At 77.1% G+C, this 15,982-nt stretch carries 14 protein-coding genes; 9 read left to right on the top strand and 5 right to left on the bottom strand.

Annotation, left to right across the window (positions count from 1 at the left end; translation table 11 throughout):
* Positions 1–94 precede the first annotated feature (94 nt).
* The 4 genes from ACI79L_RS20670 to ACI79L_RS20655 form a co-directional block, all read right to left on the bottom strand.
* Complete coding sequence (locus ACI79L_RS20670) at positions 95–829, bottom strand: DUF6542 domain-containing protein (RefSeq protein ID WP_456938592.1); 735 nt, start codon at positions 827–829, stop codon at positions 95–97.
* A gap of 195 nt (positions 830–1,024) precedes the next feature.
* Entirely contained in the window at positions 1,025–2,128 is a 1,104-nt protein-coding gene (locus tag ACI79L_RS20665; RefSeq protein ID WP_456938591.1) for a DNA recombination protein RmuC, read from the bottom strand.
* 112 nt (positions 2,129–2,240) lie between these two features.
* Positions 2,241–2,777: a methylated-DNA--[protein]-cysteine S-methyltransferase gene (locus tag ACI79L_RS20660; protein ID WP_456938590.1), complete on the bottom strand. Its 537-nt coding sequence runs from the start codon at positions 2,775–2,777 to the stop codon at positions 2,241–2,243.
* On the bottom strand, positions 2,774–4,258 hold the full coding sequence (locus ACI79L_RS20655; RefSeq protein WP_456938589.1) for an AlkA N-terminal domain-containing protein: 1,485 nt from the start codon (positions 4,256–4,258) through the stop codon (positions 2,774–2,776). The genes ACI79L_RS20660 and ACI79L_RS20655 overlap by 4 nt, the downstream gene beginning before the upstream one ends.
* A 102-nt stretch (positions 4,259–4,360) precedes the next feature.
* On the opposite strand from ACI79L_RS20655, the gene ACI79L_RS20650 reads away from it, so the two are divergent.
* The 6 genes from ACI79L_RS20650 to ACI79L_RS20625 all read left to right on the top strand — a co-directional run bounded on the left by ACI79L_RS20650 (position 4,361) and on the right by ACI79L_RS20625 (position 10,968).
* Positions 4,361–4,963: a hypothetical protein gene (locus ACI79L_RS20650; protein ID WP_456938588.1), complete on the top strand. Its 603-nt coding sequence runs from the start codon at positions 4,361–4,363 to the stop codon at positions 4,961–4,963.
* A gap of 82 nt (positions 4,964–5,045) precedes the next feature.
* Positions 5,046–5,945, top strand: coding sequence for an ABC transporter ATP-binding protein (locus tag ACI79L_RS20645; RefSeq protein WP_456938587.1), 900 nt, complete (start codon positions 5,046–5,048; stop codon positions 5,943–5,945).
* Positions 5,942–6,757, top strand: coding sequence for an ABC transporter permease (locus tag ACI79L_RS20640; protein ID WP_456938586.1), 816 nt, complete (start codon positions 5,942–5,944; stop codon positions 6,755–6,757). The genes ACI79L_RS20645 and ACI79L_RS20640 overlap by 4 nt, the downstream gene beginning before the upstream one ends.
* Positions 6,754–7,989, top strand: a complete 1,236-nt coding sequence (locus ACI79L_RS20635; RefSeq protein WP_456938585.1) for a sensor histidine kinase — start codon at positions 6,754–6,756, stop codon at positions 7,987–7,989. Before ACI79L_RS20640 ends, ACI79L_RS20635 begins: the two co-directional genes overlap by 4 nt.
* Positions 7,986–8,621: a response regulator gene (locus ACI79L_RS20630; protein ID WP_456938584.1), complete on the top strand. Its 636-nt coding sequence runs from the start codon at positions 7,986–7,988 to the stop codon at positions 8,619–8,621. Before ACI79L_RS20635 ends, ACI79L_RS20630 begins: the two co-directional genes overlap by 4 nt.
* A gap of 178 nt (positions 8,622–8,799) precedes the next feature.
* Positions 8,800–10,968, top strand: a complete 2,169-nt coding sequence (locus ACI79L_RS20625; RefSeq protein ID WP_456938583.1) for a SpoIIE family protein phosphatase — start codon at positions 8,800–8,802, stop codon at positions 10,966–10,968.
* A gap of 28 nt (positions 10,969–10,996) precedes the next feature.
* Here ACI79L_RS20625 and ACI79L_RS20620 read toward each other — a convergent pair whose 3' ends face one another.
* The gene (locus ACI79L_RS20620; protein WP_456938582.1) at positions 10,997–11,950 is read right to left on the bottom strand and encodes an ArsR/SmtB family transcription factor; all 954 of its coding nucleotides are present in this window, start codon (positions 11,948–11,950) and stop codon (positions 10,997–10,999) included.
* Between the two features lie 57 nt (positions 11,951–12,007).
* Between ACI79L_RS20620 and ACI79L_RS20615 the strand changes: the two genes are divergently transcribed.
* From ACI79L_RS20615 to ACI79L_RS20605, 3 genes are all read left to right on the top strand, one after another.
* Complete coding sequence (locus ACI79L_RS20615; RefSeq protein WP_456938581.1) at positions 12,008–13,219, top strand: hypothetical protein; 1,212 nt, start codon at positions 12,008–12,010, stop codon at positions 13,217–13,219.
* Between the two features lie 83 nt (positions 13,220–13,302).
* On the top strand, positions 13,303–14,478 hold the full coding sequence (locus tag ACI79L_RS20610; RefSeq protein WP_456938580.1) for a DUF222 domain-containing protein: 1,176 nt from the start codon (positions 13,303–13,305) through the stop codon (positions 14,476–14,478).
* A gap of 100 nt (positions 14,479–14,578) precedes the next feature.
* The gene (locus ACI79L_RS20605; protein ID WP_456938579.1) at positions 14,579–15,976 is read left to right on the top strand and encodes a TonB-dependent receptor; all 1,398 of its coding nucleotides are present in this window, start codon (positions 14,579–14,581) and stop codon (positions 15,974–15,976) included.
* The last annotated feature ends 6 nt before the right edge of the window (positions 15,977–15,982 follow it).

Raw genomic sequence — 15,982 nt, 5'->3', positions numbered from 1 at the left:
CCCCCCCCCCCCCCCCGCCCCCGCCCCTCCGCCCCCCCGCCCCCCCCCCCCCGCCCCCGGGGGCGGCGGGCCCCCCCGCCCCGGTAGTGGGGGGTCAGCGCCGGGCGGCCCAGCGGACGACCGCCAGGACCAGCGCCACGGCGGTGGCGACGGCCATCGTGGGGAAGCCGCGGATGAGCACCGTGGCGAGCGTCGGCAGGCTGAACGTCGCCGACGGCGCCAGGCCGACGTTGACCAGCGCGACCGCCACGAACACCAGCGGCGGCGCGACGACGACCGAGAGCAGGTCGCGGCGGCGCACCAGCAGCGTGCCGACGGCGGCGGCCGCGACGAGGGTGACGAGGGTCAGCGTGCCCAGGCCCGTGCCGAGGAACGAGTCGACGGCGCCCCCGGCGAGGGTGATGACGAAGACGCCGAGGACGACGAGCAGGCCGCGCATCCGGCTCCCCTGGGTCGGCTCCGCGGCGGCCCGCTCGGCCGCGCGCGCGGCGGCACGGGTGCCGTGGGCGCGCGGCGGTGCCGCGGGCTCGGGACGCTCGGCGAGCGGGTGGGCGCCCGGGTACGGGGTGCGCTGCTGCGCGGGACGGGCGGCCGGCGGGCGGGCCATGGGGCGGGCCTCGACGGGCGGGCGCGCCGGGACGGCTCCGCGGCCGGTGCCGCGGTCACCGGGACGGCCGCGCGGCGGGGGCGGCGGCACGGGCGGGAGGCCCATGCGCATCGAGCGGTCCGGGCCGGTGGCGTCGGGACGCCCCGCCCGCGGGCCGGCGTGGGGGCGCTGCGCGCCCACCCCGCTGTCCCGCCAGGTGTCGGCAGTGCTCGCCGAGGCCATGGCGTACCTCCCCGTCCGGACGTCCTGGCCCCACCGGGCCGCTGTCGGACCTCACGGTAGCGACGGGGGACCGCCCGCAGGGGGAGTTCCCGGGCTCGACGCGCGACAGGTCGCCCTGTCGATTTGGCAACTCTCGGTGAGCCGCGGGGTGGGTGGGACGGGCGTGTCCCGCGGGCCGGACGGGACGTCCCGCGCTCAGCGCCCCTCGGGCAGCCGCCAGCGCAGCGGGGTGGGGTCGTCCTCCCCGGCGTCGTCGAGGGGTGCCGGTTCGTCGCCGGCCGGCCGCAGCTGCCGGACCACCGCCTCGACCTCCGGCGGGGTGGGCACCGGGGTCTCGCCGACGCCGAGGTCGTCGAAGCGGCGGGCGGCGGCGAGCACGGAGCGCTCGTAGGAGCCGACCGTCTCGTTGTAGCGGGTCAGCGTCGAGCCCAGCGCCGAGCCGAGGCGGGCGAGGTGACCCGAGAGCGTGGTGAGTCGGGCGTGCAGCCGGCGGCCGGTCTCGATGACCTGGTCGGCGTCTCGGGCCAGGCGCTCCTGCCGCCAGGAGTGCGCCACCGTGCGCAGCAGCGCGAGCAGCGTGCTCGGGGTGGCGATGACGACGTCGCGGCCGAAGCCGTACTCGAGCAGACCCGGCTCGGCCTCCAGGGCGGTGGTGAGGAACCCGTCGGAGGGGACGAACAGCACGGTGAACGGCGCGGCCGGGCGGAACGCGGTGGGGTAGCGGCGCTGGGCGAGGGCGTCGACGTGCGCGCGCAGCTGCCGGGCGTGCGCGGCGACCCGCTGCACCCGCACCGTCTCCTCGGTCGCCTGGGTGGCCTCGATGTAGCCGGTGAAGGGGACCTTCGCGTCGACGACGACCTGCCGGCCGTCGGCGAGGGTGACCACGAGGTCGGGCCGGACGCCGGCGCCCTCGTCGTTGGTCGACGACGGCTGCTCGACGAAGTCGCAGTGCTCGAGCAGCCCGGCCACCTCGACCACCCGGCGCAGCTGGATCTCGCCCCAGCGGCCGCGGACGTGCGGGGTGCGGAGCGCGGTGACCAGCGCCGCGGTCTCCTGGCGCAGCATCGCGCTGGTCTGCCCGACGGTGCCCATCTGCTCGCGGAGCTCGCCGTGCGCGGTGGCCCGGGCCTGCTCCATGCCGGCGAGCAGCCGGTGCAGGTGGTCCAGCGACTCGTGCAGCGGGTCCAGCCCGGCCTCCGCCGGCCGGCGGCGGGCCAGCAGCGCGACTCCCCCGAGGGTCACGGCCGCCCCCAGCAGCACCCCGAGGAGCAGGCCGAGCAGGAGGGAGGCAGCGTCCACGGACAGCAGGGTGCAACACCCGACCGACAACTCCCGGGAGGCGGCCCCGTCCCACCCCCCTGGTCCCCTGCAGGGGCCCGCCGCGAGCCTGCGAGAGGCAGGGGGTCCTTCCTCAGGCGTCGACGGGGACCGGGGCGTGCGCCGCCTCGTGGTCGAGCAGCCAGCGCTTGACCGGCGTGCCCCAGCGGAAGCCGCCCAGCCCGCCGTCGGAGCCGAGCACCCGGTGGCACGGGATGAACAGCGCGGCGGCGTTGCGGGCGCACGCGTTGGCCGCGGCCCGCACCGCCGAGGGCCGGCCGCAGCGGGCGGCGAACTCGGCGTAGGTGTCCGGCTGGCCGGGCGGCACGGTGCGCAGCACCTCCCAGGCGTCCTCGAGGAACGGCCCCGACCGCTGCCGGACCGGGACGGCGTCGATCGCGCCGACGTCGCCGGCGGCGTGCGCCTCCACGACGTCCAGGACCGGCAGGTGCTCCACCCGCTCGACCCAGGTGGGCCGCAGCGCGCGGTGCACAACGGGCAGCAGCTCGGCGACGTCGTCGGTCCACCCGGCGGCCAGGACGACGTCGCCGCCGTCCGGCCCGGGTGTGACGACGACGGTGAAGGGACCGGGCGGGGTGGCCACGGTCGCGTAGCGGGCGGACGGGGTCATGACGCACTCCGATCGGCGGGGGAGCGGGTGAACAGTGTGGGCGCCGCGAGCGCCCAGAGGTGCATCGCGGCGTACGAGCGCCACGGCCGCCAGCGGCCGGCGGCCTCGGCGTCGGAGCTGCCGAGCGCGGCGAGGGCGCGGCGCAGCGCGAGGTCACCGGGCAGCCACACGTCGGGGTCGCCCAGGCCGCGCATCGCCACCAGCGCCGCGGTCCACGGGCCGATGCCGGGCAGTGCCAGCAGGTCGCGGGCCGCCTCCTCGCGGTCGCAGCCGGGGTCGAGGACCACCCTCCCGTCGGCGAGCGCGGCGGCCAGGCCGCCCAGCGTGCGGCGGCGGGCGCCGGTCAGGCCGACGGCGGACAGGTCGGCGCCGGCCAGGGCCTCGGCCCGCGGGAAGGCGTGCGTGAGCGTGCCGACCGGCTCGGCCAGCGGCGTCCCGGCCAGGGTCAGCACCCGCGCGGTGAGCGTGCGGGCGCCGGCCACCGACACCTGCTGGCCGAGCACCGCCCGCGCCGCCGCCTCCGGGGCGTCGGGGGAGGCGGGCACCCGGCGGCCGGGCGCGACGGCGACCAGCGGGGCCAGCGCCGGGTCGGTGCCGAGGACCTCGTCGACGGCGGCCGGGTCGGCGTCGAGGTCGAGCAGCCGCCGGCAGCGGGGGACGGCGGCGCGCAGGTCGCGCAGGTCGGTGAGCAGCAGCCGGGCGGTCACCGCGGCGCCGCCGTCGGCGGCGGGGGACAGCCGGACGACGCCGGGGCCGGCCGGCAGGTCGAGGACCCGGGAGAACGTCGTCCCGTCCCACTCCTCCAGGCCCGGGACGGCGTGCGCGCCGAGGAAGTGCAGCACCTCGGCGGCGTCGAACGGGGCGCGGGCGGCCAGCCGCAGGGTCAGCCAGCCCGGCGTCCCGCCGACCGTGCCCGGCCGGCGGCTGCGCAGCTCGGTCGGCGTGCAGGCGAACACCTCGCGGACGGTGTCGTTGAACTGGCGGATGCTGGCGAACCCGGCGGCGAAGGCGACGTCGGCCATCGGCAGGTCGGTGGTCTCGATGAGCACCCGCGCGGTCTGCGCGCGCTGGGCGCGGGCCACCGCCAGCGGGCCGACGCCGAGCTCGCCGACCAGCAGGCGGTGCACCTGCCGCTCGGAGTAGCCGAGCCGGGCGGCCAGCCCGGGCACGCCGGTGCGCTCCACCTCGCCGTCGGCGATCAGCCGCATGGCCCGGGCGACGACGTCGGCGCGCACGTCCCACTCGGGGGAGCCGGGGACGGCGTCGGGCCGGCAGCGGCGGCAGGCGCGGTAGCCCGCGGCCTGGGCGCCGGCGGCGGTGCCGAAGAAGGAGACGTTGGCGGCCGCGGGCGTGCGCGCCGGGCAGGAGGGGCGGCAGTAGATGCCGGTGGTGCGCACCGCGGTGAAGAACCAGCCGTCGAACCGGGCGTCGCGGCTGGCGACCGCGCGGTAGCAGCGTTCGGCGTCGAGGGGGGAGAGCACGACACCGAGCATGGCACCGGGGAGGGCCCGGGACTGGCGGTTTCCGGACGCGGCCGTGGGGCCGCCGGGGACCTCTCCGGCCCGCCGTCCGTTGGCCGGGGTGTGCAGACGACGCAGGCCGCCCCGCCCCGGAAGCGGCAGGGAGCGGCCCTCGTCGTCGGCGTCCTGGTGCTGCTGGCGGCGTTCGTCGTGGTGCGCCAGGTGACGACGCCGTCGCCGCGGTCGGCGGACTGCGCGGCCGCCGAGCCCGGGGTGCGGGTCGACCCGGCCGCCGTGCCCGACGGGCCCGTCGCCGGGTACCGCGGGGAGCAGCTGGCCAACGCCGCGGCGATCGTGAACGCGGCCGCGGTGCTGGGCCTGGACACCTGCGCGCAGGTCGTCGGGGTGATGACGGCGATGGGGGAGTCCTCGCTGCTGGTGCTCGACCGCGGCGACGCCGCCGGGCCCGACTCCCGGGGGCTGTTCCAGCAGCGCGACAACGGCGCCTGGGGCTCCTACGAGGACCGGATGGACCCCACCACCAGCGCCACGAACTTCTTCCTGGCGCTGCAGGAGGTCCCCGACTGGCAGTCGCTGCCGCCGACCATCGCCGCGCACCGCACCCAGCGCAACGCCGACCCGGACCACTACCGGCGCTGCTGGGACGACGCCGTCGAGGTGGTCAGCGCGCTGGCCGGCCGCCCGGTCCTCGCTCCGCGTCCCTGACCCCGCCGTCCACCGTCCGGTGGACGGCGGCCCCACCGCGCGGCCGTCCCGGCCGGCGCCGCGCGCCGACAGGCTCGGGGCCATGACAGCGATCGAGACCGCGCCGCCCCCCGCGGCGCACGGGTACGAGCCGGCGGTCCGCGTCCGCGGGCTCGTCAAGCGGTACGGCGGGCGGGCCGTGGTCGACGGCGTCGACCTCGACGTCCGGCGCGGTGAGGTGTTCGCCCTGCTCGGCCCGAACGGAGCGGGCAAGACGACGACCGTCGAGGTCCTGGAGGGCGTGCGCCGCCGCGACGGCGGGGAGGTCGCCGTCCTCGGCGAGGACCCCGCCCGCGCCGGCCGGGCCTGGCGCGACCGGCTCGGCGTCGTCGGCCAGGCCACCGGCGCCGGCAACGCGCTCACCGTGCGGGAGACCCTCGACCACTTCGCGCACTACCACGCCACGCCGGTGCCGACCCGGGAGCTGCTGGCCGACGTCGGGCTCGCCGGGGCCGCGGGCACCCGGGTGGACCGGCTCTCCGGCGGGCAGCGGCGGCGGCTGGAGGTGGCTCTCGGCGTGCAGGGCCGGCCGGAGCTGCTGTTCCTCGACGAGCCGACGACCGGCATGGACCCGGTGGCCCGCCGGCAGTTCTGGACGCTGGTGGAGGGGCTGCGCGACCGCGGCACCACGGTGCTGCTCACCACGCACTACCTCGACGAGGCCGCGCACCTGGCCGACCGGGTCGGCGTCATCGCCGCCGGCCGGCTGGTCGAGGTGGCCCCGCCGGCGGGACTCGGCGCCGCACTGCGCCGCCAGGCCACCGTGCGGTGGACGGAGGACGGCCGCGGCCGCGAGGTGGTCACCGCGACGCCCGCGGCCGTGCTGCGCGACCTGCTCGCCGCCGCACCGCACGGCGAGGTGCCCGACCTGACCGTCACCCGCCCCGGCCTGGAGGACGTCTACCTCCGGCTGGTCGCCGCCGCCGAGGGGGAGCCCCGATGACCGCCACCGTTGCCCGCCCCGCGCCGCCGTCGGCCGCCGCGATCGGGCTGGCCCGCGCGGGGATGGAGCTGCGCCTGTTCGTCCGCGACCCGGCGCAGGTGGTGTTCTCGTTCGCCTATCCCATCGTGATGCTGGTGATCTTCGCGTCGGTGTTCGCCGGCGAGGACCGGCCGGGTGGCGTCCCGTTCGCGCAGTACTTCCTCGCCGGGATCGCCGCCACCGGGATCATGCTGACCAGCTTCCAGGCGGTCGGGACGGCGATCGCGGAGGAGCGCGACCGCGGCGACCTGGCCCGGCTGCAGACGCTGGGCACGCCGCCGCTCGGCTACTTCCTCGGCAAGGCGGGGCAGGTGCTGGTGACGACGGTCCTGCAGATGGCGCTGCTGCTCACCGTGGCCGCGACGGCCTTCGGCGTCCCGTTGCCCACCGACCCCGGCCGCTGGCTGACCTTCGCCTGGGTGGCCCTCGGCGGCGCGGCGGCCGGCACGGTGCTCGGCGTCGCGGTCGCCTCGGTCGGCAGCAGCCGGTCGGTGGGCAACGGGATCGCCGCCTTCGCCGTCGTCCTGCAGTTCTTCTCCGGCGTCTTCTTCGTCTTCTCCGAGCTCCCCCCGTGGATGCAGGAGGCAGCCTCGGTCTTCCCGCTCAAGTGGATGGTCCAGGGGATGCGCTCGGTCTTCCTGCCCGACGCCGCGGCGGTCGCGGAACCGGCCGGCAGCTGGGAGCACGGGACCACTGCCCTGGTGCTGGCGGCATGGGTGATCATCGGCGCCGTGGTGTGCGCCCGGACCTTCCGCTGGCGCCGGACGTCGTGAGCCTGACCCGCCGCCTGGCCGCCGCCGTCGTCCCCCCGCGGGACGACGGCGGCGAGCCGCTGCCCGAGCGCGGGTGGCGGGCCACCGTCACCGGAGTGCACGTGATCTCCGCCGTCGTCTGGGGCCTGGCCGTGGTGTCCGCGGCCGCCGGGGACGCCGTCGACGACGACCGGCGCGCGGCGGCGCTGGCGGTGCTGGGCGCGCTGGCCGTCGCCTACGCCGTCCTCGGCGTCCCGGCGGTCAGCCGGGGGGCGCGGCGGCGGGCGGTGGCCTACCTCCTCGTGCTGGTCACCGCGTTCGCCCTGCTCGGCTGGCTGGCGCCGGGCCTGCTGTTCCTGCTCTTCCTCGCCTACCCGCAGGTCTGGTTCGCCGTCCAGGGGACCCTCACCGGCGTCACCTGGACCCTGCTGCTCGGGCTGGCCAGCGCGGCCGGCCCGGTGCTGGGCGCCGCCTCGGAGCGCAGCGCCGCCGACGTGCTGCTCGAGACCGGCATCGGCATCGGGTTCAGCCTGGCGCTCGGCGTCTGGATCAGCCGGGTGCTGCACGAGAGCGCCGAGCGCGCGTCGCTGATCGCGCAGCTGGAGGCGACGCGGTCGGAGCTCGCGGCCGCCGAGCGGGAGCGCGGCGTGCTGGCCGAGCGGGAGCGGCTGGCGCAGGAGGTGCACGACACCCTGGCGCAGGGCTACACGTCGATCGTGGTGCAGGCGCAGACCGCGGCCGCGCTGCTGGACGCCGACACCGCCGCCGTCCGCGAGCGGCTGGCGGTGATCGAGGAGGTCGCCCGCGACAACCTGGCCGAGGCGCGGGCGGTGGTCGCGGCGTTCCGGCCGGTGGCGCTGGACGGCTCGACGCTGGTGGAGGCGCTGGAGCACCTGGCGGGCCGGTTCGCCCGCGAGACCGGGCTGCCGGTGCGGGTGGACGCCGGGGCGCTGGACGGGGGGACCGGGCTGCGCACCGACGAGGAGGTCGTGCTGCTGCGCGGGGCGCAGGAGGCGCTGACCAACGTCCGGCGGCACGCGGGCGCCACGGCGGTGGTGCTGCGGCTGGCGCGGGTCGGCGGGCAGGTGTCGGTGCACGTCGAGGACGACGGCGTGGGCTTCGACCCGTCGTCGGTGGCGGTGTCGGGGCTCGACGGCCTGCGCGGGCGGGTGGCGGAGGTGGGGGGCGAGGTCGACGTCGCCTCGGCGCCGGGCTCGGGCACCCGGGTGACCGTGCGGGTGCCCGGCCCGTGATCCGCGTGCTCGTGGTCGACGACCACCCGGTGGTGCGCGGCGGGCTGGTGGGCTGGCTGGCCGCGCAGCCCGACCTCGACGTCGTCGGGGAGGCCGGCGACGGGCAGGAGGCGCTGGCGCAGGTCGCCGCGACGCGGCCCGACGTCGTCCTCATGGACCTGCGGATGCCGCGGATGGACGGCGTCACCGCGATCGAGCGGCTGGCCGGCACGCACCCCGGCGTCCGGGTGCTGGTGCTGACCACCTACGACACCGACGCCGACATCGTGCGCGCCGTCGCGGCCGGGGCGACCGGCTACCTGCTCAAGGACGCGCCGCTGCCGCAGCTGGCCGACGCCGTCCGCGCGGCCGCCCGCGGGGAGACCGTGCTGGCGCCGCCGGTGGCCGCCCGGCTGGTGTCGCGCATGCGGGCGCCCGCGGCGGAGGAGCCGACGCCGCGGGAGCTCGAGGTGCTCGCCGGGGTGGCGCGCGGGCTGACCAACGCCGAGATCGGCCGGGAGCTGTTCATCGGCGAGGCCACGGTGAAGACCCACCTGCTGCGGGTGTTCGCCAAGCTCGGCGTCGACGACCGCACCCGCGCGGTGATGGTCGCCGTCGAGCGCGGCCTGCTCCCCGGCCCCGGCACCCGGTAGCCCCGATCCGGTGGTGCCCCGGTTCGGTGCCCATCGGGCCGGGCCGCAGGGCTGGAGGTCTCTTGTCACGCGGGAACGGAGGAGCCGATGGTCGCCGGGTGAGCGACACGCCGGCCGACCCGCCCGGGCGCACGCGGCGCCGGGTCCGCGTGTCCGGTCCCTCTGAGGGGAGCCGGGCATGACCCTGGGCGGCCCGCCGCCGCTGGTGGGGGCGGAGCTGCCGGACGCCCTGGTGCAGGTCGCGCCGGTCGGCCTGGCCGTGGTCGGTCCCGACCTCCGGATCGCCTGGGTCAACCCGGCGATGGCCGCGCTGGCCACCGGCACGGCCGGGACGGGGTCGTCTCCGCTCGTCGGGCGGGGACTGCGCGAGGCGCTGGGCGAGGCGGCCGACGCCATCGGGCCGGCCTGCCGGCAGGCGCTGACGCTGCAGGAGCCGGTGACCGGCCTGGTGGTCGGTGGCGGTCGGCGCCTGCGGCCGGGCGCCTCGAGCTGCTGGCGGGTCGGCGTCCACCCGCTCGCCGCGGCCGGTGCCACGGGCGAGACGGTGGCCGTGGTCGTCGAGGACGTCACCGACCTCCGCCGGGTGCAGGACCGTGCTGCGGCGCTGCAGGCGCTGACCGCGGAACTGTCGGGAGCGGTCACCCTGCCGGAGGTGCTGCAGGTGGCGCTGGAGCGGGCCAGCGCGGCGGTGGGCGGTGCTGCGGCGTCCATCGGGATCCTCGAGCCTGACGGGCGCTGGCTGCGGACGATCACCACCGGCTTCCCCGAGCAGGTGGCCGCCGGGTTCGCCCGGCTGCCGGCCGACGCGTCGCTCCCCGGTCCGCACGTCGCCCGTACGCGCCGGGCGCTGTTCCTGCCCGACCGGGCCGCGGCCGCGGCCGCGTTCCCCGACGCGGTCGCCATCACCGACGGCACTCCCTACCAGGCCGCCGCGGTGCAGCCGTTGCAGCTCGACGACACAGCGGTGGGCTACCTCAGCGTGCACTTCACCGAGTCCGGAGAGGTCGACCCGGCCGATCGCGACCTGCTCGCCGGGGTCGCCCGCGCGTGCGCGGCCGCGATCGACCGGGCCCGCCGCGGCGAGGCGGAGCGGGCCGAACGCGAGCTGACCCGCCATCTGCAGGCGCTGGCCGGGGCGCTGGCGGTGGCCTCCACCGTCGAGGAGGTCGCCGCCATCCTGACGCGGCAGACCCCGGCGTTGCTGGGTGCCACGCTGGCCATCGTCGGCCTCTACGAGCCGGAGACCCGGACCTTCCACCTCGCCCAGCCCACGGGCAACACCCCCGCCGACATCCGGACCCGGTTCGCCCGGTGGCCGCTGGAGGCGCCGCTCCCCTCCCGCGACCTCGTCGCGACCGGCCGGCCGGTGCTGCTGCGCTCGCTGGCGGAGCGGGACCGGCGCTATCCGGCGATCGCCGGTGTGCCCGTCACCGAGCAGGCGTGGGCGCAGCTGCTGCTCCAGGTCCGCGGGCGGCCGCTGGGCACGGTCTCCTTCGGCTGGCCCGAGCCGCGCGACTTCCCGCCTGACGAGGTGGAGCGGATGCAGGTCATCGCCGACCTGTGCGCCGGTGCGCTGGAGCGGGCCCGGCTGGCCGACGTACAGCGGCAGATCGCCGAGACGCTGCAACGTCACCTGCTCCCACCCCGGCTGCCCGACCTGCCCGGCGTGCGGCTGGCCGCCCGCTACCACCCGGCCGGCACGGCGGCCCGTGCCGGTGGCGACTGGTACGACGCCTTCGCGCTGCCCGGCGACCGGATCGGGCTGCTCACCGGCGACGTCGCCGGCCACGGTGTGGGCGCCGCCGGGTTGATGGGCCAGGTGCGGGCGCTGGCCCGCGCCCAGGCCCGCGACGGCGCGGACCCCGGCAGGGTGCTGGCCGCGCTCAACGCGGCCGTCTGCGACCTCGACGCCGGCGACGGCTCCGTGTTCGTGACCGGCTGCTACGTGCAGCTCGACCCTGGCGGGGGACGGCTGTCCGCGGCCAGCGCCGGGCACCTGCCGCCGTTCCTGCGACCACCCGGCCGCCCGGTGACCGCGGTGCGCGTGCCCCCGGGCCTGCCGCTGGGCGTGCGGCCCGGCGCCCGCTACGCCACCGCCTCCTCACCGCTGCCCGCCGGGAGCACCGTGCTGCTGTACACCGACGGTCTGGTGGAGCGCCCGGACCGGTTCATCGACGACGGGATCGACGCTCTCGCCGCCCGGCTCGATGTGGCCCCGGAACCGGTCGAGGAACTGTGCGACCGCCTGCTGGACGCCGTTCTGGCCGACGGCGCACCCGCCGACGACATCGCCATGATCGCCGCGCAGACCTGGTCCGGCGGCCCCGCGGCAGCCCGCCGAGCCTGACGGACCCGCCCACGAGCGCCGGAGGTCCTCAGCCGGTCGCGTCGAGGAGGGCCTGGCCGGCGTCGCTGCGCCAGTAGAGGACCTCGCGTCCCGACCGGCGGCGCTCGAGCAGGCCCGCGTCGAGCAGCACCCGCAGGTGCCCGCCGACGCTGCCCAGCGGCAGGCCCGTCCCGGCGACCAGCGCGCTGGTGCTGCGCGGCGCGTCGAGGGCGGTGAGGACCCCCGCGCGGTTGCGGCCGAGCAGGCGGACCAGCGGCTCGGGCAGCGGAGCGGGGCCCGACGCCAGCGTGCCGGACACCGGGTAGACGACGGCGTAGGTGTCCGGCAGGCGCCAGCTCACCCAGCTGCCGCGGCTGTGCGCGGCGATGAACAGCAGGTCGCGGCCGCGGACGTCGCGCGGCGGGTACGGGTGCGCGTTCACCTGCAGCCGGCCGTCCCGGAGCCAGCGGACCCCGGGCGCGATGCCGTCGAGCGCACCCGACCAGCCCTCCCGGCTCAGCCGGGCGGTCCGCGCGACGACGTCGGCGCGCAGCACCCGCAGCCGCCGCGGCCAGTCGTCGCGGATCGTGTGCTCCCACGTCCAGCGCAGCAGGTCGGCGGCGGTGCGGGCGAGGCCGGTGCCGTGCAGCTCCGGCGGCACCGGTCCGGTGGCCACCTCCAGGTCGGCGCGGACGGCGTCGTCGTCGAGGGACTCGAGGTACGCCACCTCCTCGTCGAGCGCGAGGTCGGGTGCGGCGGGCGGCACGGTGAGGAAGTCCGCGGTCCAGGTCGCGCCGAACGCGGCGCGCAGCAGGGCGGCGCCGACCGGGTCGGCGTCGAGGCGCTCGCGCAGCGCGGCGGCGTGGGCGTCGCGCCAGGGCCGGTGCCACGGCGGGACCTGCCCGGCGAGCAGCAACCGCAGCCCGGCGAGGGTCTCGGTGAGCTGCGAGGTGCCGAAGCGGGCGCGCGCCATGACGTCCGCGTCGACGATGAACTCACCCACCTTTCGACCGTAGGCGAAAGTGTGGGACGACGGCGGCCCGCGCCGCACGGTCCTGACGTGCTCACCTACCGGGCGCTGTTCGCGTCCCCCGAGTTCCGGGCGCTGTGGACGGGCAGCGCGCTGACGACGACGGCCGCGACGACGTCGTCGCTGGCCCTGGCCACGCTGGTGCACCGGCAGACCGGGTCGGCGCTGCTCACGGCGGTGGCGATGTTCGGCCCGTCGATCGCGCAGGCCCTCGGCGCGACGACGCTCATGTCCGCCGCGGACGCCGGCCCGCCGCGGCGCACGCTGGTGCTCGTCGGGGTGCTGTCCACCGCGGCGCTCGCCCTGCAGGCGCTGCCCGGACTCGACCCCGCGGCGCGGCTGCTGCTCGTCGTCGCCACGGCGTACGTGGTCTCGATCGGGTCGGGGGCGCGCTGGGGGTTGCTGTCGGAGCTGGTGCCCGCCGAGGCGTTCCCGCTGGCCCGGTCGACGGTGAACGTCGCGGGCGGCGCCTTCCAGGTGGTCGGCTTCGCGGCCGGCGGCCTGCTGCTCACCGCCCTGACGACGACGCAGGTGTTCGTGCTGGCCGCGGTCGTCTCCGCCGCCGTCGTGCCGGTGCTGCGGTTCGGGCTGGCCGAGCGGCCGCCGCGCCGGCGCGGGCGGGTCGGCCTGGCCGAGACGCTGCGCGGCAACCGGCTGCTGCTGGCGCGGCGGGACACGCGGACGCTGCTCGTGGCGCTGTGCGTCCCGAACGGGCTGGTGGTCGGTTGCGAGGCGCTGTTCGTGCCGTACGCGGGGGAGCGGGGCGGCTGGCTGCTGGCCGCCGGCGCCGTCGGGATGATGGCCGGCGACCTGGTGGCCGGGCGGTTCCTGACCCCGGCCGGCCGGCGGCGGTCGAACACGGCCCTGCGGCTGCTGCTGGCCGCGCCGTTCCTCGCCTTCGCGCTCGGGCCGTCCGTGCCGGTCGCCGTCGTGCTGGTGGCGCTCGCCTCGGCCGGCTACGCCGCGTCGCTCGCGCAGCAGGAGTGGCTGGTCGCGCTGACGCCGCCCGGACTGCGCGGTCAGGTGCTCGGCGTCGAGTCCGCGACGCGGATGACCGGGCAGGGGGTGTTCGCGGTGCTGGCCGGGGCGCTGGGTGACGCCGTCCCGCCGGGGACCGCGATGGCGGTGTTCGCGGCGGCGTCGCTGGCTGTCTCCCTCGCGCTGACACCCGGGCTCCGGCGGGTGGCCGGCCGGGCGGCCGTGGTCGAAGCGTGTCCAGGCGGGGTCCCCGACCGGGTGTGAGAGGTGCGGCTCGCATCTGTGGACAGGCCTGTGAGCTGGGGATTCGCACTGCGTGAGGCTGTCGGATCCCCTAGACTTCGATCATGCGTTCGGGTGAGGTGGGGAGCGGGGACGTCCTCGACGACGTCGCCGCGCTGGTCGCCGAGCGCAACCGGATCGACGCCCGTCTCGCTCGTCGGGTCCGGGCTGCCGAGCTCGAGCAGGCACCGGAGCGGGACGGCCTGAGGTCGATGGCCTCCTGGCTGCGCGGGCACTGTCGGCTCTCGGTCGCCGAGGCTTCGCGGCTGGTGCGCAACGGCCGGGCGCTGGAGCACCTGCCGGCGCTGGCCGAGGCCCACGAGGCGGGGCTGGTGTCGGCCGAGCAGGTCGCGCTCGCGGCGAAGGCGGTGACACCCGAACGACTGGCCGCGGCCGCGGCGGCCGGGGTGGACCTGGCCGTGATCGACGCCGTGTTCACCGGTGTGGCGGTCGAGCGGGAGCACGCCGATCTGGTCCAGGTGGTGCAGCACTACTGCACCGACCTCGATCCCGACGGGCCCGAGCCGGATCCCACCGAGGGCCGGTCGCTGACCCTGGCCAGGCACGCCGACGGGTCGCTGTCCTTCCGCGGCCACCTGGACGCGGTCGGCGGGGAGAAGCTGCAGACCGCCGTCGAAGCCCACGTGCAGGCCGACCGCCCGGCCGGGGACGAGCGCACCCGCGCCCAGCGGCTCGGGGATGCGCTGGTGCAGGTCGCCGACAACGTGCTGGCATCCGGGTCGCTGCCGACGCTGCGCGGCCACAAGCCCCAGGTCGCCGTCGTGGTCGACCTGGCGGACTTGATTGACCCGCACGGCGGCCTGAACGCCGGGGCGATGGGGTTCGGGGCCACCGTCTCCGCGGCGCGGGCTCGCTGGCTGGCCTGCGACGGCGCCGTCAGCCGGGTGGTGTTCGGCCCCGACGGCGCCCCGCTCGATCTGGGCCGGGAGCAGCGGCTGATGAGCCGGCACATCCGCAAGGCGGCGGAACTGCGCGACGGCGGGTGCGTGTTCGCCGGCTGCGGTGCGCCGACGTGGTGGTGCGACGTGCACCACCTGGTCCACTGGATCGACGCGGGCGAGACCTCACTGGACAACAGCGCCCTGCTGTGCGAGCGCCACCACACGAAGGTCCACCACGGCTTCCGGGTCGAACGACAACCGAGCGGCACCTGGCGCACCTGGCGCCCGGACGGATCGGAGATCACCGTCCGGCCGCCCCTCCTCGCCCCCGCGGCATGACCGCGCCCCTCGAGCAGCGACGGCGGTGTTCGCGGGGAGGTGACGTGGGTCACGGGTGACTACGCTCGCCCAGCACCCGGACCGCACCCGGAGGTGCCCCATGGACGCCGGTGTCGACACGCTGCAGAAGGCCCTGCAGATCAACCTGGACCTGCGCTGGTACGGCACGATCGCCGAGATCGGCGCCGGGCAGGAGGTCGCCCGCTGGTTCTTCCGCGCCGGGGGTGCGGCGGGCACGGTGGCCAAGTCGATGTCGGCCTACGACATGGCGGTCAGCGACGCCGTCTACGGCAAGGCCGACCGCTACGTCTCGAAGGGCCGCCTGCAGGCGATGCTCGACCGCGAGTTCCAGCTCAACGTCGACCGGCTCGCCGACCAGAGGGGCGACGACACGTCGTTCTTCGCGTTCGCCGACACCGTCGTCGCGCGCAGCTACCGCGGCGGCAACGAGTGCCACGGCTGGATGGGCGTGAAGTTCCAGGCCCACCCGCGCGACGAACCCAGCCAGGTCGTCGTCCACGTGCGGATGCTCGACGACGAGGCACCCCAGCAGCAGGAGGCGCTCGGCATCGTCGGCGTGAACCTGCTGCACGCCGCCTTCTTCCAGCACCACGAGCCCGACCGCCTGGTGGAGAGCCTGCTCGACCGGCTGACCACCGGCCGGATCGAGATCGACCTGCTGGAGATGAGCGGCATCGAGTTCCGCATGGTCGACAACCGGGTGATGGCGCTCAAGCTCGTCCAGGTCGGGCTCTCCGGCGCGGCGATGTTCGGCCCCGACCGCCAGGTGCTGCAGCCCAGCGAGGCGTTGCGCAAGAAGGCGATCCTGGTCGAGCGCGGCAGCTTCCGCCCGCCCACGGTGGTCAACCTCGACATGCTCGAGGCGGCCCGCACCGCGTTCGAGCGGGACCCGGCGGTCGCCGAGCGCGACGTGCTCGTCCTCGCCGAGCTCACCATGGCCAACCTGCGCGCCGGCGGGGACGTCGTCGACCGGCGGGACTTCCTCGCCCGGGCCGACCTGCTGGCCGCCTGCGGCCTGCCGGTGCTGATCTCGGACTACCTGGCCCACCACCGGCTGGCCGCCTACCTGGCCTGGCGCACCGACGGCCGGATCGGCATGGTCATGGGGCTGCCCAGCCTCCTCGAGCTGTTCGACGAGGACCGGCACGCCGGGCTGCCCGGCGGCATCCTCGAGAGCTTCGGCCGGCTGTTCAAGAACGACCTGCGGCTGTTCGTCTACCCGATGCTGCGCGACGGCCAGGTGGTCACCGTCGACACCCTCGAGGTGGCCGAGCAACTGCGGCCGCTGTTCGACTACCTCAACCGGCGCGGCAGCTTCGTCGGGCTCGAGCACAAGCCCGACCACCTGCCGATCCTCAGCCGGGACGTGCTCAAGCGGATCCCGACCGAGGACACCGGCTGGGAGGCGATGGTGCCGCCCGAGGTGGCCGCGCTGATCAAGAAGCGCGGCTTCTTCGGCTACGACCGGTCGCGCTGAGCCCCC

The organism is Geodermatophilus sp. SYSU D00684, from assembly GCF_054050455.1.
The sequence above is the reverse complement of the archived record's forward strand: the minus strand, read 5'-3'. Positions and strand labels throughout refer to the sequence as shown.

Coding starts and splice junctions, on each gene's coding strand:
- ACI79L_RS20670 (WP_456938592.1), bottom strand. CDS start 829: ATGGCCTCGGCGAGCACTGCCGACACCTGGCGGGACAGCGGGGTGGGC.
- ACI79L_RS20660 (WP_456938590.1), bottom strand. CDS start 2,777: ATGACCCCGTCCGCCCGCTACGCGACCGTGGCCACCCCGCCCGGTCCC.
- ACI79L_RS20645 (WP_456938587.1), top strand. CDS start 5,046: ATGACAGCGATCGAGACCGCGCCGCCCCCCGCGGCGCACGGGTACGAG.
- ACI79L_RS20640 (WP_456938586.1), top strand. CDS start 5,942: ATGACCGCCACCGTTGCCCGCCCCGCGCCGCCGTCGGCCGCCGCGATC.
- ACI79L_RS20625 (WP_456938583.1), top strand. CDS start 8,800: ATGACCCTGGGCGGCCCGCCGCCGCTGGTGGGGGCGGAGCTGCCGGAC.
- ACI79L_RS20610 (WP_456938580.1), top strand. CDS start 13,303: ATGCGTTCGGGTGAGGTGGGGAGCGGGGACGTCCTCGACGACGTCGCC.
- ACI79L_RS20605 (WP_456938579.1), top strand. CDS start 14,579: ATGGACGCCGGTGTCGACACGCTGCAGAAGGCCCTGCAGATCAACCTG.